Genomic DNA, 20,360 nt, shown 5'->3' with positions numbered 1-20,360 from the left:
ATGGATCAGGCGGAGAGGCTTAGGTATCTATTTCAACAAAACAATGGAAAAAGATGTAGAGTCATAACCGTTACAGGTGGAAAAGGGGGAACTGGTAAAACATGCATTTCAGTTAATCTATCTATAGCGCTAAAAAAGATTGGGTATAAAGTTTTAATAGTTGATGCTGATATAGGGTTTTCCAATGCAGAGATAGAGTTAGGAGTCGTATCTAATTACACATTGTACGATGTGCTGTATGGAAATAAAAAGATTATTGACGTTATAAACGATGGACCTGTCGGGGTAAAATTCATTTCAACAGGAGGAAATTTTGATCTTGTAAATGACGATATAGATTTAAATGTATTTTTTAACAATATTAAAATATTAGATAATTATTTTGATTATATTATTGTTGATACTGGAGCTGGAGTTAACAAGACTGTAAAGAGTTTTATAGATATGTCAGATGATGTGATAATCGTAACCACACCAGAGCCAACTGCCATAATGGATGCTTACATACTTATTAAGACAATTAACGACTTAAGCGATAAAAATTTGTATTTAATAGTTAATAAAGTCGCTAACCAGAACGAATATGTTTCTGTTTATGAAAGGCTTAACAATGCACTTATTAACTTTTTGGGTGCTTCAATAATTGATCTTGGCTTTATACATGAAGATGCTAAAATAAGCGAATGTATAAAAATGCAAATTCCTGTTGTACTAAAATATCAGCATAGTAAGCCTTCAAAAGATATCGCGAGAATTGCCGAAGTCCTTACAAATTATAAGACGGATAAAAAGAAAGAAGGTCTTCTTGGAATATTTAAAAAAATGTTTTTGAATGGTGGAGGCATTAATAATGGTTAACATAAAGCCTGGGCAAAAGATCGAAATAAGTATTGGCAAAAGTAACAACAAATATGTGTCAAAAGTTGACGATGTATCTGCGGATGGTACACTGCTTGTGGAAACACCGATACATAATGGACACTTTGTTCCAATAAGAATTGGCGCAAAAGTTAATGTGATTTTTTTTAACAAGGATGGATTATTTACTTTTGATGGGATAGTAATAAATAGATTTTTCGACAATTTGTCGTTTATACAATTAAAAAGGGTAACTGATATAGAGAAACTGCAAAGAAGACAATTTTTTAGATTAGAAAAAATAATGGAATTTAAGTATAAGCTGCATGAAGATGATGAGTCTTTCGAAAAAGGTGTAATAAAAGATATAAGTGGCGGTGGATTTAGGGCAAAGGTTAAGAAAAAAGTAGACGTAGGGGCAGATATAATTTGTTATGTTAAGTTAAGCGATGAAACTGATGAATTGGTCCAAAAATGTAAAGTGGTAAGGTGTAACTATTTTGATGATGGATATGAAATAGCCGCTCAATATGTCGATATACAAGATAGAATAAGAGAGAAGATAATATCATTTATTTTTAAAGAGCAAAGACGATTAAAAAGACAGCAGATAAACTTTTGATTGTAAAAAGGAGGAAAATAGAATGGATACAAATCAATACTTAGAGATATTTTTGGAGGAATCTGAAGAACACATTGAGAGCTTAAATGAAAATCTTCTTCAGCTTGAAAAAAATCCTGAAGATTCACATATTGTAGATGAAATATTTAGATCTGCCCATACTCTAAAAGGAATGGCTGCCACAATGGGCTTTGAAAACATGACAAAATTGACTCATAAGATGGAAGATGTTTTTCAAGAAATTAGAAATAATTCTTTGAAAGTTTCCAGTAATTTAATGGATGTATTGTTTAAATGTATGGATGCTTTAAGTTCTATGATTGGGAAAATATCTGAAAGTGGTAATGATGCATATGACATTGAAAATTTGATTAAATTGTTGGAGAATGGCAATTCAAATGAGGAAATTGCTGTAACCAATAAAAGTGAAGAATCCAAAGCTTATGCCAGCAATGAAGTGAATTTGTACGAGAAAGATATAATTGAAAAAGCAGCGTCTCAGGGCTATAAAACGTATAGTATTGAAGTAGTTATTGATAAAAATTGCGTGATGAAGTCTGCAAGAGCTTTTATAGTATTTAATACATTGGACAATTTGGGCGATGTTATAGATTCTAAGCCTTCAGTAGAAGATATAGAAGATGAAAAATTTGACGATAGATTTACCGTTCATTTGATTAGCAAACACGATAAAGACTTTGTAAAGTCAAAATTAACCGCAATATCAGAGATAAAGGAAATAAATATCGAAGAAATATTGTATTCCAAAGAAATAAAAGATAATAAGAACTTCGAAAAGACGGCCAATACAAATAACGACGATCAAATAAAGCATAATAAGACAAATAAAAGCGTTAGAGTAGATATTGAAAGATTAGACAATTTGATGAATTTAGTAAGCGAATTGATAATAATAAAAACGCGGTTAGAAGGATTGGAATCAAACGAAAAAAATCCTGACACTATTGCAACGATTGAGTATCTCGAGAGAATAACTACAAATCTTCATGATGCTGTGATGAAGGTAAGAATGGTGCCAGTGGAAAGAGTTTTCAACCGTTTTCCAAGAATGGTAAGGGATTTATCTCGAGAGCTGAATAAAAAAATCACATTAAACATGTTTGGACAGGATACTGAAGTTGATAGGACTGTAATAGACGAAATAGGTGATCCATTAGTACATTTAATAAGAAATTCTATAGATCATGGTATAGAAACACCAGAATTGAGAATAAAGAAAGGTAAGGTGGAGACTGGAACTATAAATCTGAAGGCATACCATGAAGGAAATAATGTAATAATTGAAGTAAGTGACGATGGTTCTGGTATTAATTTTGAAAAGGTGAAAAAGAAAGCTTATGAAAAAGGTATGCTTTCTGATGAGGAAGCTAATGAATTGTCAAACGAAAAATTAGTAAAATTGTTATTTGAACCTGGATTCAGCACTTCTGACAAGATATCTGATATATCAGGTAGAGGAGTAGGACTTGATGTAGTTAAAAATAAGATAGAATCTTTGAACGGTTCCATAGAAGTCAAAACGGAAAAAGATAAGGGGACAAAATTTATAATAAAATTGCCATTGACTTTGGCTATAATTCAGGCATTGTTAGTGATGGTTGGAAACGAAAAGTACGCTTTTCCACTTAATTCAATATCGGAAATTGTAAACAAAAATAAAAGCGAAGTACATTTGGTACAGGGCAAGGAAGTCGTCATGTATAGAGGCAAAGTAATTCCACTTATAAGGCTGCATAATGTTTTAGATGTTGAGTCTAATGAAGACAATGATGAGTTTATATGTGTGATTATAAAAAAAGGCGACAATTTGGCTGCATGTAGTGTTGATGAACTTATAGGGCAGCAGGAAATAGTAATAAAACCATTAGGTAAATATTTAAGCAATGTAAAAGTAATTGCTGGCGCGACAATATTGGGGGACGGGCAAGTGGCTTTAATCATAGATTCTAATAATTTATTTTAAGAGAAGAAGGAGGCGTTACATATGAGCATGTTTGTCGTGACTAAATTAGGCGGTGAAGAATACGGAATAGAAATTGATAAAGTACAATCCATTGAAAAAATTACTAAGATAACAAGAGTTCCAAAAGCGCCTTCATTTGTAAAAGGTGTTATAAATTTGAGGGGTGAGATAATTCCTGTCATTTCAATTAGAATGTTGTTAAAATTAGAAGAAGTTGATTTTAACGATGATACAAGGATCGTCATAATAAAAAATAACGACATTGTAATTGGAGTTATTGTAGATAATGCTAATGAAGTTGTAGAAATAAATGATGAAAACATAGACTCAATAGATGTTAACAGCAATTTATACAAAAAGGAAAGTTTTATTGGGCGAATAGGAAAGGTAGGAAGCAGGCTATTGATGCTTTTTGATATAGACAAATTGACTACTCAGCAGGAAGTGAAGATATGAATATAAATAAGATAAATGAGACATACATCGATGTGCTTAAAGAGCTTGGGAATATAGGCTCAGGAAACGCTATAACAGCTTTAGCATCTTTGATAGGAAAGAAAATAGATATGAAAATCCCTACCGTACGGCTGATGGAATTAAACGAAGTACAGGATATATTCGGACTTGCCGACACTATTATTGTGGGAATATATTTTGATCTTGAAGGAAGTGTGAATGGCAATATTTTATTTTCTTTAGATGTTGAAAGTGCTTCTTATTTGATTCAATATTTGATGGGAGTCAATGTTGGCGATGAATTTACAGAAATCGAAAAATCAGCATTAGAAGAAATAGGCAATATTATGGCAGGAAGTTATGTGTCTTCACTGTCTACATTGACAAATTTGGACATGAAAATATCACCTCCCGCAATCAGCATTGATATGGCAGGTGCTATATTAAGCGTTCCTGCAATTAAATTTAGCGAATTGTCAGATAAAATTTTGTTTATTGAGACGGAGTTTTTTGAAGGCAATAGATTAATAAAAGGCGATTTCTTTCTTATACCTGATATAGAATCATTTGATAAAATACTTAGCGCACTTGGAGTTGAATTAGATGGATAATTTTACATTTAGAGTAGGAATGGCCGATGCAAGAGTTGCAAAGTGTCCAAGCAAATTGGTTACAGTCGGTCTTGGGTCATGTGTGGGTATCGTCCTATATGACAAAGTAAGTAAAATATCTGGACTTGTCCACATTATGTTGCCATATAGCAATCAAAGTAAAAACAACTCAAATAAACTTAAATTTGCTGATACAGGTATCACAGCATTGATAGATATGATGTTAGAGTTAGGTGCTGACAGAAAGTACATAATAAGTAAAATAGCAGGTGGCGCTCAAATGTTTGCAACAAAGGCAAACTTGGATATTATGAATATAGGTGCCCGCAATGTAATTGCTACTAAAGAAGTTTTATCGTCTTTAAACATACCATTGGTTTCAGAGGATACAGGTGGTAATTATGGTCGTACAATTGAATTTGACTGCGAAAGTGGTAAGCTATTAATTAAAACAATTGGGCATGGTGTAAAATTTATTTAGGGTAGGAAAGGAATGTTTAAAAATGTCTCTACTCGAACAAGACTTATGGGATAAATATGAGAAACAAAAAGACGGAAGTTCCAAGGAAGACATAATCATCAAGTATATGCCACTTGTTAAGCATATAGTCAAGAGAATTTGCTTGTCAGAATTAAGCAAAGAAGATACTGATGATCTTATAAGCCAAGGAATGATTGGGTTAATCGATGCAGTTAATAAATATGATGTATCAAAAGGTGTAAAGTTTGAAACATATGCGTCGATAAGAATAAAGGGAGAGATAATTGATTATTTGAGAAAAAAAGACTGGATTCCGAGAAGTCTAAAAAAACGATATAAAAGCATCGAAAAAACAATTGAACAATTGGAACAGGAATATAAAAGAGAACCTACTATAGAAGAAATTATGGAGGCAACAAAGTTATCAAAAAATGACGTTTTAAAGACTTTAAGCTACATGAATGCAGGATACATAAGTTCTTTAGATGAAGTGATTGAGAATAATTTAAAAATCACTTCAATCACAGACAACGAAGTTACAAATCCTGAAAGCGAAGTAATGATGTTTGACTTGAAGCAGAATATTTCTAAGGCTATTGATACGCTACAAGAGAAAGAAAGATTGATTATTTCATTGTATTACTATGAGGATTTGAACTATAAGGAAATTAGTAAAATAATGGGACTGACGGAATCTAGAATATCACAAATTCATTCAAAGGCCATAAAAAAGTTAAAGGAAAAGCTAAGTGACTTGCTGTAACTAATAAAAATTTGGGGGCATTTATATGTGTGATTTAAAATATTCTTGCAAATTGGAAATATCATCGGACAAAATGTCAGCATTTTTAATAGTTGAAAATATTTCAAACGATGGTATCACTTTAAATAAAGACAATATTTACGATTTATTAAGTTCACACAACGTAGTTTTTGGGATAATTGAAAATGTCATCGATAAAATTTGCAAGTCCCCCAATATTAACGAACGTTATTTGATTGCACAAGGTAAAAAGCCTATAAATGGGAAAGATGGGCGTGTTGAGTATTTAATCGATTTTGAAAGCAATGCTGAACCGAAAGTGCTTGAAGATGGAAGAGTGGATTATAAAGAGTTGCAAATATTTAAAAGTGTGAAAAAGGATGAAATCATAGCCCGAAAGGTAGATCCTGAAGACGGTATAGACGGTATGAACGTAAAAGGAGAAATAGTCAAAGCAGATAAAGGCAAAGAGGCCAAATTGCCATTAGGCAAAAATACATATATTAATGATGGATGTCTTTATTCCTCTATTGATGGACATATTTTTAAAAAAGATCAAAAAATCAATGTAAATCCTATAATTGAGTTAAAAGATGTCAATGCTTCCACAGGAAATGTCAGAACTTTTGCAAGCATTAAAATCTACAACAACATAAGTTCTGGATATAAGATAGAAAGCGATGGAGATGTGGAAATATATGGTGTTGTAGAAGGCTCTACCATATCGGCAAAGGGTAATATAATAATTCATAAAGGCATTCAAGGTAATGGTAAGGCAAAAATTATCTCAGGTGGGAAAGTCGTATCGAAGTATTTGCAAAATTGTGAAGTAATAGCTGAAGATGATGTCGTAAGTGAGGCCATAATGTACAGCACAGTGAAGACAAACAATTGTGTTAAATTAATTGGAAACAAAGGTGTAATCGTTGGAAGTGTAGTTATAGCAACGCGAGAAATAGAAGCAATAAACGTTGGTTCTAAAATGTTTGTACATACAGAGTTAATAGTCGGAGAACCACCTGAAAAGAGAAAGAGAAAAGAAGAAATATCTAAAAAAATATCTGAAAATGAGAAATCCATAGACGGATTAAATAAAATCGTTTCATATTTAACGAAATTAGGTGTACCCGAAGATAAAAGAGCCATTTATGAAAAAACTCTTAAATCTTTGTTGCAGTTGGAAGCTGAGAATAAATCCTTGTTAGATGAATATAGAGAATTAAATTCAAATAATGATGAATCATTTGGTATAATTAAAGTATATGATACGGTTTATCCGGGAACAAAAATAACCATAGATGATGTATCTAGAAACATAAAGGATCCTGTAAAATATGTTACTTTTGTGAGAAATGGTGCAGATATAGACATATTGCCAATAGGGTAAGGGGGAATATATATGTCAGTAAATCCGATAGATTTACAGGTAGCAATTCCTAAAATGGTGGACGTAAGCAATATAAAACAGATTGAAATTCAAAGGCCAGATGTATTTGTTGGTCAATTCATGGAGATGATAAATAATGAAAATGAGATAAAAAAAAGCAGAACAAACAAAATCAACGAATCAAATAAATTGTCAACTAAGAAAGATAAAAATAGAATGGAAGGGAAATCATCTCAAAAAGAAAGAAAAAAGTTTTTATTAGGGCATGTGGACATAAAAATTTAAAATTGTATTGACAAAAATATCATAATATAATATATTAATCAGTGGATAACGCACGTTCAAAGATCATAAGACTGGTGCCACAATGGTTGTTTTGTGAGATGATTTGAACGGAGGAATAACCAGGAGGTGAGAATATGTCAGTTATATCAATGAAACAATTATTAGAAGCAGGTGTACATTTCGGTCATCAAACAAGAAGATGGAATCCTAAGATGGCTCCTTATATTTTTACCGAGAGGAATGGAATATATATTATAGATCTTCAAAAAACGGTAAAAAAGATAGAGGAAGCATACGATTTTATAAAAGATGTTGTTTCAAATGATGGTACTGTCTTATTTGTAGGTACAAAGAAACAAGCCCAGGATTCTGTTAAAGAAGAAGCAGAAAGATGCGGAATGTACTATGTCAATCAAAGATGGCTTGGTGGAATGTTGACAAATTACAAGACAATTAGGAGCAGGATTGAAAGACTTAAAGAGTTAAAGAAGATGGAAGAGGATGGCACATTTGAAGTTTTACCTAAAAAAGAGGTTATAAAGCTTAGAAAAGAAAAGGAAAAACTTCAAAAGTATTTAGGTGGAATAGAAAACATGAATAGCCTTCCATCGGTACTTTTTGTGGTTGATCCTAAGAAAGAAGCAATTGCCATCGCTGAAGCTAAAAATCTCGATATTCCTATCGTTGCAATTGTTGATACAAATTGCGATCCTGAAGAAGTAGATTATCCTATACCGGGCAACGATGATGCGATTCGTGCTGTAAAATTAATAGCTTCAAAGATAGCTGATGCTGTAATTGAGGCTAAACAGGGTGAACAATTAACTGCGGTTGAAGAGTAATTTTAGAATGGTAAGGAATTTTCATCCTTACCATAAATTATATTAGGATGGAGGTAAGATTATATGATTTCTGCACAACAAGTTAAAGAACTTAGAGAGCGTACTGGGGCAGGTATGATGGATTGCAAAAGAGCGCTTACTGATTCTAATGGCGATATTGAAAAAGCGATTGATATATTAAGAGAAAGAGGATTGGCAGCAGCTGCTAAAAAGGCTGGCAGAGTTGCAAATGAAGGATTAGTAGAATCGTACATTCATGGTGGCGGCAGAATTGGTGTTCTTGTTGAAGTAAATTGTGAAACAGATTTTGTCGCCAATACAGATGATTTTAAATCTTTTGTAAAAGAAATATGCATGCAAATCGCTGCAGCCAATCCGCAGTACATAAAAAGAGAAGATGTACCGCAAGAAGTTATTGAAAAAGAAAGGGAAATTTTAAAGGCACAATCATTAAATGAAGGCAAACCAGCTCAAGTGATTGACAGAATAATTGAAGGAAGACTCGAAAAATTCTATAAGGAAAATTGCTTATTAGAACAATTGTATATAAGAGATGATAGCAAGACGATAAAAGACCTATTAAATGAATTGATTGCAAAGCTTGGTGAAAATATAATAATAAGAAGATTTGTGAGATTCGAAAGAGGAGAAGGTATTGAAAATTCTCAAGAAGAAGAATAAAATTAAATAGGCAACCAAAATAGGACACGGTTGTGTCCTATTTTTAATAGATTTTTATGAAGGATTTTTAATATTTTTATAGAATAATAAAATGAGGTGTTTTAATGTCTGTGAAATACAAACGAATAATATTAAAAATTTCAGGAGAAGCTTTGTCTGGCAGCACAGGATACGGTATCGATTTTGAAACTGTAAATTTAATTGCTGATCAAATAAAAGAAGTAAAAGAAATGGGCGTTCAAATAGGTGTTGTAATTGGAGGTGGTAATATCTGGAGGGGTAGAGAAGGAGTAGGAATGGATAGGACTACCGCTGATCATATGGGAATGCTTGCTACAGTTATTAATTCTCTTGCTTTGCAAGATGCTTTAGAGCGGAGAGGTGTAGAAACGAGGGTTCAAACTGCCATTGAGATGAGGCAGATTGCTGAACCGTATATTCGAAGGAGGGCAATAAGGCATCTTGAAAAAGGAAGAGTTGTGATTTTTGCGGCTGGTACTGGTAATCCTTTCTTCTCTACCGATACGACAGCATCTTTAAGAGCTGCTGAGATAGATGCGGAAGTGATTCTTCTTGCTAAGAAAGTAGATGGAGTCTATGATAAGGACCCTGTTAAACATAAAGATGCTATTAAATTTGATAAGTTGACATATCTTGATGTGCTTAACAGAGGACTTGGAGTGATGGACTCTACAGCAACTTCTCTATGTATGGACAATAATATTCCAATTATCGTGTTTAATTTGACTGTACCAGGAAACATTAAGAACGTAATAATGGGCCAAAAAATAGGAACAATTGTCAAGGAGGGATAGTGATGGATGATTTGTTAAAAAACACTGAAGAAAAAATGAAAAAGTCAATAGCAGTTTTAAAAAATGAATTGATGTCTATAAGGGCTGGCAGGGCTAATCCTGCACTTTTAGACAGAATATCAATCGACTACTATGGTACCATGACTCCAATAAATAAGTTAGCGACAATTACGGCACCAGAACCAAAAGTTATAATCATTCAGCCGTGGGACACATCCAAAATATCTGAAATTGAAAAAGCAATTCAAAAATCAGATTTAAACATTAATCCTACTTCTGATGGCAAAATAATCAGATTAGTTTTTCCGGATTTGACAGAAGAGAGAAGGAAAGAGCTTGTTAAATTAGTTCATAAAAAAGGTGAAGAAGCTAGGGTCGCAGTAAGGCAGATTAGAAGAGATGCCAATGATGCTATTAAAAAGATGGATAAAAATGGCGAGATTTCGGAAGATGAGAAATTAAAAAGTGAAGAAAATGTACAAAAACTTACGGATAAGTATATTAAAGAGATAGACAAAATTTTGGAGCAGAAGGAAAAGGAGATAATGGAGATTTGATCGATATTATTGGGTACGATATTGAAGCGGCTAAGAAGATTTTAGAAAAAAATAATGTTCAATACAATATAATATTTACTAAGCCTACCAAAAAATATAGAGGATATCAGAGACGCGTCTTAAAAACGATGTTTGAAGATGGTATATTATCAGTTATAGTAGCTGAATTTTAACCCCCTCACATGAGGGGGTATTGCCCATATTATAAGGAGGAAATTTAATGGGGTTTATCAAAAAACGACAAAAAGATTTTGATGAGGATATAGAGAAAAAACTTGATGAAAACAATATTCCAAAGCATGTGGCAATAATAATGGATGGAAATGGTAGATGGGCGAAAAAGAGAGGTTTCATAAGAACACTTGGACATAGAGCTGGTATGGAAGCTGTAAGGCGAATTGTTAAAGCATCATCTGAAATTGGAATCAAGTATTTGACTTTATACGCATTTTCGACAGAAAATTGGAAAAGGCCTGCAGATGAAGTTAATGGATTGATGGACTTACTTATAGAGTATTTAGGTCGTGAAGTAAATGAATTGAATGAAAACAATGTGAAATTAAACTTTATTGGCGATTTATCAATGATACCTGAAAAATGTAGAATCAAGATAAAAGAGTCCGAGGAAATAACCAAAAACAATACTGGCCTTACTTTAAATATCGCCTTAAATTATGGTGGCAGAAGTGAAATAGTTAGAGCATTTAAAAGGATAGGCAGCTCTTTATTGAACGGCGAAATTGATTTAAATGATATTGATGAAAATGTTATTGCCGATAATTTATATACATCAGGACAACCAGATCCTGATTTGATTATAAGACCAAGCGGAGAATTGCGAATTAGCAATTTTATGCTTTGGCAGTCTGCATACTCTGAGCTATGGTTTTCTGATGTCTTATGGCCAGATTTTGAAAAAAGGCACCTTTTGCAGGCTATATTTGATTACCAAAAGCGAAATAGACGTTTTGGCGGCATATGAATTAAGGAGTTGAATCTATGTTAAAAAAAAGGATACTTAGTGCAGTAATAGGGCTTCCTTTAGTTTTTGCGGCATTAATCATGGGGGGCTGGTATCTTAGACTTTTTTTAGTAGCTATCAGTCTTATTGGATTGTACGAGTTTTACGCGGTGTTTAAAAATACAGAAATAAGGCCTATAAATTTTATAGGCTATGGTGCTGTTTTATTTTTTTATATTTTTAGTTATACCTATGATTCTATAGATCTTTTTGTGATTTTGTCTGTAGTAATATTTTCTATTCCGGTTGTACTTCATAAGTATAATTTGAAAGATACTTCCATAACGATTATGGGAATCATATATGTCATTTTTTTCTCGTACATAGGGAAAATAAGGGATATTAAAGGCGGTTACTTGCTTGTATGGCTTATATTTATCATTTCTTGGCTGACAGATACTTTTGCATATTTCATAGGTAAACGCATCGGTAAAAATAAATTATGTCCATCAATTAGTCCTAACAAGACTTTTGAAGGTTCAGTTGGTGGAATAATAGGTTCGTTGGTAGGATGCCTTTTGTTTACATATTTATTTAGAGGAAAATTAGAACTAAATTATTATTATATCATTTTTTTAAGCATTATAGGCAGTATAGTGGCTCAAATAGGTGATCTTTTTGCGTCGTTTATAAAACGAAATTGCAACACGAAAGATTTTAGCAAAATTATTCCTGGGCATGGCGGGATATTGGATAGATTTGATAGTATTCTTTTTGTATCTCCTTGTATTTACATATTTTTCACATATTTATACAGATGAAAGGAGCTAAGCATGAAAAATATTGTCGTTTTAGGTTCTACAGGTTCGATTGGGACTCAAACACTTGATGTGGTAAGAAAATCAAATGAATTTCGTGTTATAGGACTTACATGTTATAATAATATTGATCTTATAAAGCAACAAATTGATGAATTTAAGCCGCAATTTGTAGCTGTTAAAGATGAATTGTCTGCAAAAAAGTTAAAAGAAATGGTGGACACTAATACAGTGATTCTCTCTGGTGATGGTGGAATAAACGAAGTAGCTTCTCTTTCAAATGTTCAGACTGTTGTTGTAGCAATTGAAGGCATAGCAGCGCTTATTCCTACTATAAAAGCGATTGAAGCAGGGCATGATATTGCACTTGCCAATAAGGAATGCTTAGTTACAGGCGGACATATAATTAAGAAACTGGCAATTGAGAAAAACATAAATATACTACCTGTTGACAGTGAACACAATGCGATTTACCAATGCATTCAATCTGGAAAAAAAGAATTTGTAAATAAATTGATTATAACTGCATCTGGAGGACCATTTAGAGGGAAAACATTAAGCGATTTAAAATCAGTGACAGTTGAAGAAGCTTTAAATCACCCTAATTGGAAGATGGGTAAAAAAATAACAATTGATTCTGCTACACTCATGAATAAGGGGTTTGAGGTAATAGAAGCTAAATGGCTTTTTGATGTGCCATTGGAAAAAATAGAAGTTGTTGTGCATAAAGAAAGCATAATCCATTCAATGGTAGAGTTTATTGATGGAAGCATTATTGCAGAAATGGCGACTGCTGATATGAGGATACCGATACAGTATGCTTTAAATTTTCCAAACAGGGTATATGTAGAAGGCATACGATATTTGGATGTTGCGAAGATTGGAAGTTTATCATTTGAAAAACCAGATGTTAATACTTTTAGATGCCTTCAACTGGCATATGATGCTTTAGAAGAAGGTGGAACAATGACAACAGTTTTAAATACAGCAGATGAAGTAGCAGTTCAATTGTTTTTAGAAAAAGCAATTTCGTTTAATGATATTCCTTATATAATAGAAAAATATATGAATAATCATAAAAACATCATTAATCCTGAATTAAATGATATAATAGAAGTAGATAAAGAAATAAGGGAAAAAATTAAGCGTGAATATATGAGGTGATAGGTAAGTGGTATTTTTTTATGTTGTTGTAAGTGTAATTGTATTGGGCATTTTAGTCACGATTCATGAGTTTGGACATTTTATAGTAGCAAAATTGTCTGGCACAAAAGTTAATGAATTTGCTATTGGTTTTGGACCGAAGATATTTTCAAAAAAACATGGTGAAACAGAATATTCGTTTAGATTAATGCTTTTTGGCGGTTTTTGTGCTTTAGCAGGTGAAGATGAAATGTCTAATGATAAAAGAGCTGTGACTAATAAACCTTGGTACACAAGGCTTGGCATTTTTGCGGCTGGTCCTTTGATGAATATATTATTAACTTTTATAATTTTAATTATGGTTTTCTATTTTGTTGGAAGTCCAGTTCCGATTGTCAGTTCAACTATAAGTGGTTATCCTGCAGAAAAGGCCGGTATAAAGCCGGGAGATGAAATAGTAATGGTAAACAATACTAAAATAAATGATTGGACTACATTGCAAAACATTATAAATTCAAACAATGGAGTAAAATTAAATTTTACAATTAAAAGAGGAAATGCTACTTTAAAAAAGTCTGTTATACCGATAGTTGACAAAAGCACTGCAAAGCCAATGATAGGTATAGTGCCACAGTATCGCAGGTCTTTGGTATTAGCTGTCGATAGTGGTGTAAAACAAACTATTTATTTTTCAAAAATGATAATTTTATCTCTCTACATGTTAATAACTGGCAAAGTTTCAACGAATGATTTGATGGGGCCAGTTGGCATAGTTCAAGCTATTGGCACAGAGGCGAAATCTGGCATACTGAATTTAATGGCATTTACTGCGCTTATAAGCGTAAATTTAGGGTTATTTAATTTACTGCCGTTTCCAGCATTGGATGGCGGTAGGATTCTATTCGTGCTGATAGAAAAAATTAGAGGAAAACCTGTCGATCCCGAAAAAGAAGGATTTGTCCATTATATAGGTTTTATGTTGCTTATTGCGCTTATACTTTTTGCTACATATAAAGATTTGGTTAGGATAAATATTTTAAAATAATAGGTGATAAACTTTATGAGGAAAAGAACAAAAGAAATAAAAATAGGAAGCGTACGCATAGGTGGAGAAAACCCGATTGCAATACAGTCCATGACTAATACTGACACAAAAGATGTAAAAAAAACCGTGCAGCAAATTAAAGAGCTTGAAAGTGTGGGTTGTGATATTGTGCGTGTAGCTGTCCTTGATGTAGATGCTGCAAAAGCCATTGAAGAAATAAAAAAAGAAATTGATATCCCTATTGTTGCCGACATACATTTTGATTACAGATTAGCTTTAGAAGCTATCAAGTGTGGAGCAGATAAGATCAGGATAAATCCAGGCAATATTGGTGGAGATGATAAGCTTAAAGCAGTAGTAGCTGCTGCTAAAGAAGCAGGAATCCCCATAAGAGTAGGTGTAAATTCTGGTTCATTGGAAAGGGACATTTTAAATAAATATGGTGGTGTAACAGCGGATGGAATTGTTGAAAGTGCACTTAAAAGTGTATCTCTGTTAGAAAAATGCGGCTTTTACGATATAGTGGTATCTTTGAAAACTACTAATGTACCATTGACAATTGAGTCTTATAAGATTATTTCTGAAAAGATAGATTATCCACTTCATGTTGGCATTACAGAGGCTGGAACAATTTTTTCAGGAACTATAAAATCTGCTGTTGGGATTGGCACACTGCTATATATGGGTATTGGAGATACAATAAGAGTATCTTTGACAGGGAATCCTGTCGAAGAAGTAAGAGTTGGAAAACAAATATTAAAATCTTTAGAATTGGCAAAAGGAGGCGTAGAAATAATTTCTTGCCCAACATGTGGAAGAACTAAAATTGATCTGATAGAATTGGCTCAAAAAGTTGAAAAAGCAACAGCAAATATAAATCAAGACATAAAAGTTGCTGTAATGGGATGTGCAGTCAATGGCCCCGGCGAGGCAAGAGAAGCAGATATAGGAATAGCCGGTGGAATTGGAGAAGGTCTTATCTTTAAAAAAGGAAAGATTATTAAAAAAGTACCAGAAGATAAGCTTTTTGATGAATTTATTAAGGAACTTAACGATATACTGAAGGAGAAATCATGATGATATCTGTCATTATTCCTGCGTATAATGAGGGAAAAAATATAAAAGATGTTTTAAAAGTATTAGAAAAAATCAATATCATTGATGAAACAATAGTTGTAAATGATGGTTCAACAGATGATACTGAAAAAGTCGTTTCTCTTTTTAACGTAAAGCTTATAAATCTAAAGACAAATTTAGGGAAGGGTGCCGCTTTAAAAAGGGGCATTCAAGCTGCTAATGGAGATGTATTAGTTTTGCTTGATGCAGATCTTATAGGTTTTACTCCAGAGCATTTTAATAAATTAGTAAAACCTGTTTTAGATAATAAGTGTGATATGGCAGTTGGCATATTTTCATCTGGAAGGAAAAGAACTGATTTAGCACAAAAAATAGCTCCTTTTTTGTCAGGGCAGCGTGCTTTAAAAAGAGATGTTCTTATAGATTTTATAAATAAAAGCGATGTAGACATTTTGAAATATGGAATAGAAGTAGCGCTTACGAAATATGCCAAAGAAAAACATTTAAGAGTGCAACATGTACAGTTAGAAAATATGACGCATGTAATGAAAGAAGAAAAATTGGGTTTTATTAAAGGTTTTAAAGCTAGATTGATGATGTATAAAGACATTTTAAAGGTATGGATGTAAGGAGTGCGTTTTGATGCTACCTTCTTTTCTTAAAGAGGAATTAGGTATAAGCGATATAAAAATAAATAAGATAAGTTTATGTCTAAAGGAAAGAAAGCTTATACTGTTTTTGCCTTTCAATTTTAAAAAAGATGTTTCAAAATTAGAATCTTTAAAATCTACTATCAAATCAAAAATCCCTCTACTTTCTAATATAGAATTTGAATTTATAGGCACAAATAACATTGATGTGTATTCCATTTTAAATGATTATTGGGACGATATTATAAAAAAAGCCAGTGAAAAATATCCTGGCACTTTAAGCTTTATAAAATCATGTCATGTATCGATTAAAGATGAGGAACATGTAATAATAAAGGCATCAAATGAAGTATCTTTTAATTTTCTTAAGAAAAACAAAATCGATGCGTACATTGGCGAATTGATAAAAGAATATTATGATCTAGACGTAAATTTTGCTTTAGATTTTGATGAAGCAATATATGACAAACTTCATGAAGAAATCAAAAAGGACGAAGAAATCTTGGCAAATAACATCATCACAAGTCCTACAGAAAGTAGCCAAAAAATTGAAAGTGACGTGGATGATAATGACAGCAAAGTATTGCTTGGAAAAGAAATAAATACAGAAGTTGTAAAGATCTGCGATGTATTTCAAGAAGGCGATGATGTTGCAATAAAAGGTGAAATTTTTTCAATAGATTTTCGCGAAATAAAATCTAAATATCTGATGACTTTTGATATTACTGATACTACATCTTCATTTACAGTTAAAGCATTTTTAAATGGTGAAAAATACAATTTAATCAAAGACAGATTGACAATAGGAAGCAATGTAAAAGTGCGTGGTACTGTTATTTACGATAAATATGAAAGAGATCTAATATTGAATGCTAAAGACGTAGAACTGTGCGAGAAATCTGTCAGAGTAGATTCTCATCCACAAAAAAGGGTAGAGCTGCATGTACATACACAAATGAGCAGCATGGATGGAGTAAGCTCTGCAGAGTCTTTAATCAGAAGGGCATCAGAGTGGGGGCACAAAGCGATTGCAATAACAGATCATGCTGTATTGCAGGCTTATCCTGAAGCTCAAAGTGCTGCGAAAAAATATGGTGTTAAAGTCATCTACGGTGTAGAGGGTTATCTTGTCAACGATGGTGTTCCAATCGTCAGCGGAAGCACATCTATGACTATTGATGGCAGCTTTGTTGTATTTGACATTGAAACTACCGGTCTTTCAAGCATTAATGACAATATTATTGAAATTGGGGCTGTTAAGATAAAAAATTGTCAAATAGTAGATACATTCGAAACTTTTGTGAATCCACAAGTTCACATATCTAAATTTATAACAAAATTGACTGGCATAACAGACGACATGGTTAAAGAGTACCCATCTATTGAAGAAATTTTGCCTAAATTTTTGGACTTTATAAAGGATTCTATTCTTGTAGCGCATAATGCAAACTTTGATGTGACTTTTATAAAGACAAAGGCCAGAAATCTTGGTATGGAAGTGGACAATCCCGTTTTAGACACTTTAGAGTTAAGTAGGCACATGTATGAAAATCTAAAAAATTACAAACTGGATACTGTAGCGCAGCATCTTGGTGTGTCACTTGAAAATCATCATAGAGCCGTAGACGATGCTAAAGCAACTGCTGAAATTTTTATTAAAAGCATCAATAAGCTGAAAGAAAGCGGAATAGAAAAAGTAAATGAAATAAATGATTATTTAAAGAATAAGGTTGACATAAAAAAGATGCCTACATATCATGTGATTATACTTGTCAAGAATCAAAAGGGGTTGAGAAATCTCTATGAATTGGTATCAAGGTCAAATTTAGAGTATTTTCATAGAAATCCGAGAATTCCTAAAAGTCTTTTGTCGCAAATGAGAGAAGGATTGTTAATTGGTTCTGCTTGTGAACAAGGCGAAGTCTTTAGAGGACTTATATCAAATCTTGACGACGATAAATTACGTGAAATCGTCAGTTATTATGATTATTTAGAAGTGCAACCCTTAGGAAATAACGAATTTTTAGTTGATAAGGGTGAGGTAAAAAACAAAGAAGAATTGATTAAAATAAATAAAAGAATTTATGATTTAGGCAAACAACTCAAAAAGCCGGTTGTTGCAACGTGTGATGTTCATTTTTTAGACCCTTGGGATAATGTGTATAGAAAAATACTCATGTATGGAAAGGGGTTTAAAGATGCTGATAGACAACCGCCACTTTATTTCAGAACAACTGATGAAATGCTGCGAGAATTTGATTATTTTGATAGAGAGATTGCAAAGGAGATTGTCATAGACAATCCTAATCAAATAGCAGATTCTATAGAAGATGTTAAACCAATACCAGATGGTACATTTCCTCCGTCAATAGAGGGTGCAGAAGAAGAGCTTAGGAAATTGACATTAAACAAAGCTCATGAAATATACGGTGAAAAATTGCCAGAAATAGTTGAAAAAAGGCTGGACAAAGAGTTAAATTCTATCATAAATAATGGCTATGCTGTTATGTACATCATAGCTCAAAAGTTAGTTACAAAATCACTGAGTGATGGTTATTTAGTTGGTTCAAGGGGTTCAGTCGGTTCATCATTTGTGGCAACCATGAGTGGAATAACCGAGGTTAATCCATTGCCACCTCATTATATCTGCCCTCATTGCAAGCACTCGGAGTTTATATTAGATGGAAGTTACGGTTCTGGTGTGGATATGCCTGATAAAAATTGTCCACAATGCGGAACAAAAATGAGAAAAGATGGGCATGATATTCCGTTTGAAGTTTTTCTTGGATTTGAAGGGGACAAAGAGCCAGATATAGATTTAAACTTTTCAGGAGATTATCAGCCGATAGCGCATAAATACACAGAAGAAATATTTGGTACAGGTCACGTCTTTAGAGCTGGAACTATTGGTACATTGGCTGATAAAACAGCATACGGCTTTGTGAAAAAGTATTTCGAAGAAAAAAATTTAACGGTTCATAATGCAGAAATCAAGAGGTTAGTCATGGGTTGTACTGGTGCCAAAAGGACTACAGGGCAACATCCAGGTGGCGTTATGGTTGTTCCTAAAGACAAAGATATTTACGATTTTACACCAATACAGCATCCTGCAGATGCACAAGATTCAGACATAATAACAACACACTTTGATTATCACTCTATAAGCGGAAGATTGCTTAAGCTTGATATACTTGGCCATGATGATCCTACAGTAATCAGAATGCTGGAAGATTTAACAGGAATCAATGCCAGAGAAATACCATTAGATGATAAAAAGACGATGAGCCTTTTTACAAGTGTAGAAGCACTTAACATAGATCCAGAAGATATAAATTGCACAGTAGGCACTTTAGGATTGCCTGAATTTGGAACGAAATTTGTAAGACAGATGCTGGTTGATACAAAGCCGACAACTTTTGCAGAGCTTGTAAGAATAAGCGGACTTTCACACGGTACAGATGTTTGGCTTAATAATGCACAGGACATAATAAAAGAAGGCAAAGCCACACTTAAAGAGGTAATCTCCACACGAGATGATATAATGTTATTTCTTATCAGCAAAGGGCTTGACAAGAAGTTGTCTTTTAAGATAATGGAAAGCGTTAGAAAAGGAAAGGGCATAAAAGACGAAGAAATAGATGAAATGAAAAACCATAATGTGCCTGATTGGTTTATTCAGTCATGTCAAAAAATCAAGTACATGTTTCCTAAAGCCCATGCAGTTGCTTATGTCATAATGGCTTTTAGGATAGCTTATTTTAAAGTGCACCACCCTGAGGCTTTTTATGCTACGTATTTTACTGTTAGAGCTGATGAATTTAATTTGGATATGATGGATTCGTTAGAAAAAATCAAAGAAAATATAAGGCTAATCGAATCAAAGGGCAATAATGCTACAGCAAAGGAGAAAGGCTTATTGACAATATTAGAGGTTGGTCTTGAAATGTACCTTAGAGGTCTAAGATTCACAAATATTGATTTGTATAAATCTGATGCGGTGAAATTTTTAATTACAAAAGATGGCATTTTACCTCCGTTGAACTCATTGGAAGGTATAGGTAAGCAAGCAGCGAAGATAATAGCTGAAGAGAGAGAAAAAGGCAAATTTTTATCAATAGAAGATTTGAGAAATAGAACGAGAATCAGTAAAACTGTTATTGACATTTTAAAGCAGCATGGTTGCTTACAGGATATTCCTGAATCAAATCAATTAAGTTTATTTTAATGTTGCATTGGTTATTTGTGTATGTTATAATTGATATGGCAAAATAGAGATGGAACTTAAGAGTGGGGTTTCCCACTCTTTCGTATTATATATATAAAA

21 protein-coding genes are annotated in these 20,360 nt (G+C 33.0%); all 21 read left to right on the top strand.

Features of this window, described 5'->3' with window-relative positions; all coding sequences use genetic code 11:
• Positions 1 to 858, top strand: a complete 858-nt coding sequence (locus ACZ42G_RS07040) for a MinD/ParA family ATP-binding protein (protein ID WP_085111970.1) — start codon at positions 1 to 3, stop codon at positions 856 to 858.
• On the top strand, positions 851 to 1,480 hold the full coding sequence (locus tag ACZ42G_RS07035) for a flagellar brake protein (RefSeq protein WP_464849774.1): 630 nt from the start codon (positions 851 to 853) through the stop codon (positions 1,478 to 1,480). The genes ACZ42G_RS07040 and ACZ42G_RS07035 overlap by 8 nt, the downstream gene beginning before the upstream one ends.
• Positions 1,481 to 1,502: 22 nt before the next feature.
• Positions 1,503 to 3,464 carry a chemotaxis protein CheA gene (locus ACZ42G_RS07030; protein WP_085111968.1) on the top strand — a complete coding sequence of 654 codons (1,962 nt, stop codon included), beginning with the start codon at positions 1,503 to 1,505 and terminating at the stop codon, positions 3,462 to 3,464.
• 21 nt (positions 3,465 to 3,485) lie between these two features.
• Entirely contained in the window at positions 3,486 to 3,920 is a 435-nt protein-coding gene (locus ACZ42G_RS07025) for a chemotaxis protein CheW (protein WP_085111967.1), read from the top strand.
• A complete protein-coding gene (locus ACZ42G_RS07020) occupies positions 3,917 to 4,531 on the top strand; it encodes a chemotaxis protein CheC (RefSeq protein ID WP_085111966.1) in 615 nt (204 codons plus the stop codon). The genes ACZ42G_RS07025 and ACZ42G_RS07020 overlap by 4 nt, the downstream gene beginning before the upstream one ends.
• Positions 4,524 to 5,012, top strand: coding sequence for a chemotaxis protein CheD (locus tag ACZ42G_RS07015; protein WP_014758670.1), 489 nt, complete (start codon positions 4,524 to 4,526; stop codon positions 5,010 to 5,012). The genes ACZ42G_RS07020 and ACZ42G_RS07015 overlap by 8 nt, the downstream gene beginning before the upstream one ends.
• Before the next feature lie 22 nt (positions 5,013 to 5,034).
• On the top strand, positions 5,035 to 5,775 hold the full coding sequence (locus tag ACZ42G_RS07010) for a sigma-70 family RNA polymerase sigma factor (protein WP_085111965.1): 741 nt from the start codon (positions 5,035 to 5,037) through the stop codon (positions 5,773 to 5,775).
• Positions 5,776 to 5,800: 25 nt separating this feature from the next.
• Positions 5,801 to 7,162, top strand: coding sequence for a DUF342 domain-containing protein (locus tag ACZ42G_RS07005; RefSeq protein ID WP_464849772.1), 1,362 nt, complete (start codon positions 5,801 to 5,803; stop codon positions 7,160 to 7,162).
• Between the two features lie 12 nt (positions 7,163 to 7,174).
• A complete protein-coding gene (locus ACZ42G_RS07000; RefSeq protein ID WP_013788077.1) occupies positions 7,175 to 7,447 on the top strand; it encodes a hypothetical protein in 273 nt (90 codons plus the stop codon).
• 134 nt (positions 7,448 to 7,581) lie between these two features.
• A complete protein-coding gene (gene rpsB / locus ACZ42G_RS06995; RefSeq protein WP_085111963.1) occupies positions 7,582 to 8,289 on the top strand; it encodes a 30S ribosomal protein S2 in 708 nt (235 codons plus the stop codon).
• 63 nt (positions 8,290 to 8,352) lie between these two features.
• Positions 8,353 to 8,970: a translation elongation factor Ts gene (gene tsf / locus ACZ42G_RS06990; RefSeq protein ID WP_085111962.1), complete on the top strand. Its 618-nt coding sequence runs from the start codon at positions 8,353 to 8,355 to the stop codon at positions 8,968 to 8,970.
• A gap of 104 nt (positions 8,971 to 9,074) precedes the next feature.
• On the top strand, positions 9,075 to 9,785 hold the full coding sequence (pyrH, locus tag ACZ42G_RS06985; RefSeq protein WP_014758676.1) for a UMP kinase: 711 nt from the start codon (positions 9,075 to 9,077) through the stop codon (positions 9,783 to 9,785).
• 2 nt (positions 9,786 to 9,787) lie between these two features.
• Positions 9,788 to 10,342, top strand: coding sequence for a ribosome recycling factor (gene frr, locus ACZ42G_RS06980; RefSeq protein ID WP_274892801.1), 555 nt, complete (start codon positions 9,788 to 9,790; stop codon positions 10,340 to 10,342).
• Entirely contained in the window at positions 10,339 to 10,515 is a 177-nt protein-coding gene (locus ACZ42G_RS06975) for a hypothetical protein (RefSeq protein ID WP_013788072.1), read from the top strand. Before frr ends, ACZ42G_RS06975 begins: the two co-directional genes overlap by 4 nt.
• Positions 10,516 to 10,562: 47 nt before the next feature.
• The gene (locus ACZ42G_RS06970; RefSeq protein WP_085111960.1) at positions 10,563 to 11,324 is read left to right on the top strand and encodes an isoprenyl transferase; all 762 of its coding nucleotides are present in this window, start codon (positions 10,563 to 10,565) and stop codon (positions 11,322 to 11,324) included.
• A 17-nt stretch (positions 11,325 to 11,341) separates the two neighbouring features.
• On the top strand, positions 11,342 to 12,124 hold the full coding sequence (locus ACZ42G_RS06965; RefSeq protein WP_464849768.1) for a phosphatidate cytidylyltransferase: 783 nt from the start codon (positions 11,342 to 11,344) through the stop codon (positions 12,122 to 12,124).
• A 12-nt stretch (positions 12,125 to 12,136) separates the two neighbouring features.
• The gene (dxr, locus tag ACZ42G_RS06960; RefSeq protein WP_464849766.1) at positions 12,137 to 13,285 is read left to right on the top strand and encodes a 1-deoxy-D-xylulose-5-phosphate reductoisomerase; all 1,149 of its coding nucleotides are present in this window, start codon (positions 12,137 to 12,139) and stop codon (positions 13,283 to 13,285) included.
• A gap of 7 nt (positions 13,286 to 13,292) precedes the next feature.
• Positions 13,293 to 14,309, top strand: a complete 1,017-nt coding sequence (gene rseP / locus ACZ42G_RS06955; protein ID WP_085111957.1) for an RIP metalloprotease RseP — start codon at positions 13,293 to 13,295, stop codon at positions 14,307 to 14,309.
• Positions 14,310 to 14,324: 15 nt separating this feature from the next.
• Complete coding sequence (ispG, locus tag ACZ42G_RS06950; RefSeq protein WP_464849764.1) at positions 14,325 to 15,386, top strand: flavodoxin-dependent (E)-4-hydroxy-3-methylbut-2-enyl-diphosphate synthase; 1,062 nt, start codon at positions 14,325 to 14,327, stop codon at positions 15,384 to 15,386.
• A complete protein-coding gene (locus ACZ42G_RS06945; protein ID WP_085111955.1) occupies positions 15,386 to 16,015 on the top strand; it encodes a glycosyltransferase family 2 protein in 630 nt (209 codons plus the stop codon). The genes ispG and ACZ42G_RS06945 overlap by 1 nt, the downstream gene beginning before the upstream one ends.
• 13 nt (positions 16,016 to 16,028) lie before the next feature.
• A complete protein-coding gene (locus ACZ42G_RS06940) occupies positions 16,029 to 20,261 on the top strand; it encodes a PolC-type DNA polymerase III (RefSeq protein ID WP_464849762.1) in 4,233 nt (1,410 codons plus the stop codon).
• Positions 20,262 to 20,360 lie beyond the last annotated feature (99 nt).

The organism is Thermoanaerobacterium calidifontis, assembly GCF_055381745.1.
This window is presented reverse-complemented; position numbering and strand designations above follow the sequence as displayed.

Excerpts from the sequence above, each read along its gene's own strand:
- ACZ42G_RS07040 (WP_085111970.1), top strand. The coding sequence starts at position 1 with ATGGATCAGGCGGAGAGGCTTAGGTATCTATTTCAACAAAACAATGGA.
- ACZ42G_RS07035 (WP_464849774.1), top strand. The coding sequence starts at position 851 with ATGGTTAACATAAAGCCTGGGCAAAAGATCGAAATAAGTATTGGCAAA.
- ACZ42G_RS07030 (WP_085111968.1), top strand. The coding sequence starts at position 1,503 with ATGGATACAAATCAATACTTAGAGATATTTTTGGAGGAATCTGAAGAA.
- ACZ42G_RS07025 (WP_085111967.1), top strand. The coding sequence starts at position 3,486 with ATGAGCATGTTTGTCGTGACTAAATTAGGCGGTGAAGAATACGGAATA.
- ACZ42G_RS07020 (WP_085111966.1), top strand. The coding sequence starts at position 3,917 with ATGAATATAAATAAGATAAATGAGACATACATCGATGTGCTTAAAGAG.
- ACZ42G_RS07015 (WP_014758670.1), top strand. The coding sequence starts at position 4,524 with ATGGATAATTTTACATTTAGAGTAGGAATGGCCGATGCAAGAGTTGCA.
- ACZ42G_RS07010 (WP_085111965.1), top strand. The coding sequence starts at position 5,035 with ATGTCTCTACTCGAACAAGACTTATGGGATAAATATGAGAAACAAAAA.
- ACZ42G_RS07005 (WP_464849772.1), top strand. The coding sequence starts at position 5,801 with ATGTGTGATTTAAAATATTCTTGCAAATTGGAAATATCATCGGACAAA.
- ACZ42G_RS07000 (WP_013788077.1), top strand. The coding sequence starts at position 7,175 with ATGTCAGTAAATCCGATAGATTTACAGGTAGCAATTCCTAAAATGGTG.
- rpsB (WP_085111963.1), top strand. The coding sequence starts at position 7,582 with ATGTCAGTTATATCAATGAAACAATTATTAGAAGCAGGTGTACATTTC.
- tsf (WP_085111962.1), top strand. The coding sequence starts at position 8,353 with ATGATTTCTGCACAACAAGTTAAAGAACTTAGAGAGCGTACTGGGGCA.
- pyrH (WP_014758676.1), top strand. The coding sequence starts at position 9,075 with ATGTCTGTGAAATACAAACGAATAATATTAAAAATTTCAGGAGAAGCT.
- frr (WP_274892801.1), top strand. The coding sequence starts at position 9,788 with ATGGATGATTTGTTAAAAAACACTGAAGAAAAAATGAAAAAGTCAATA.
- ACZ42G_RS06970 (WP_085111960.1), top strand. The coding sequence starts at position 10,563 with ATGGGGTTTATCAAAAAACGACAAAAAGATTTTGATGAGGATATAGAG.
- ACZ42G_RS06965 (WP_464849768.1), top strand. The coding sequence starts at position 11,342 with ATGTTAAAAAAAAGGATACTTAGTGCAGTAATAGGGCTTCCTTTAGTT.
- dxr (WP_464849766.1), top strand. The coding sequence starts at position 12,137 with ATGAAAAATATTGTCGTTTTAGGTTCTACAGGTTCGATTGGGACTCAA.
- ispG (WP_464849764.1), top strand. The coding sequence starts at position 14,325 with ATGAGGAAAAGAACAAAAGAAATAAAAATAGGAAGCGTACGCATAGGT.
- ACZ42G_RS06945 (WP_085111955.1), top strand. The coding sequence starts at position 15,386 with ATGATATCTGTCATTATTCCTGCGTATAATGAGGGAAAAAATATAAAA.
- ACZ42G_RS06940 (WP_464849762.1), top strand. The coding sequence starts at position 16,029 with ATGCTACCTTCTTTTCTTAAAGAGGAATTAGGTATAAGCGATATAAAA.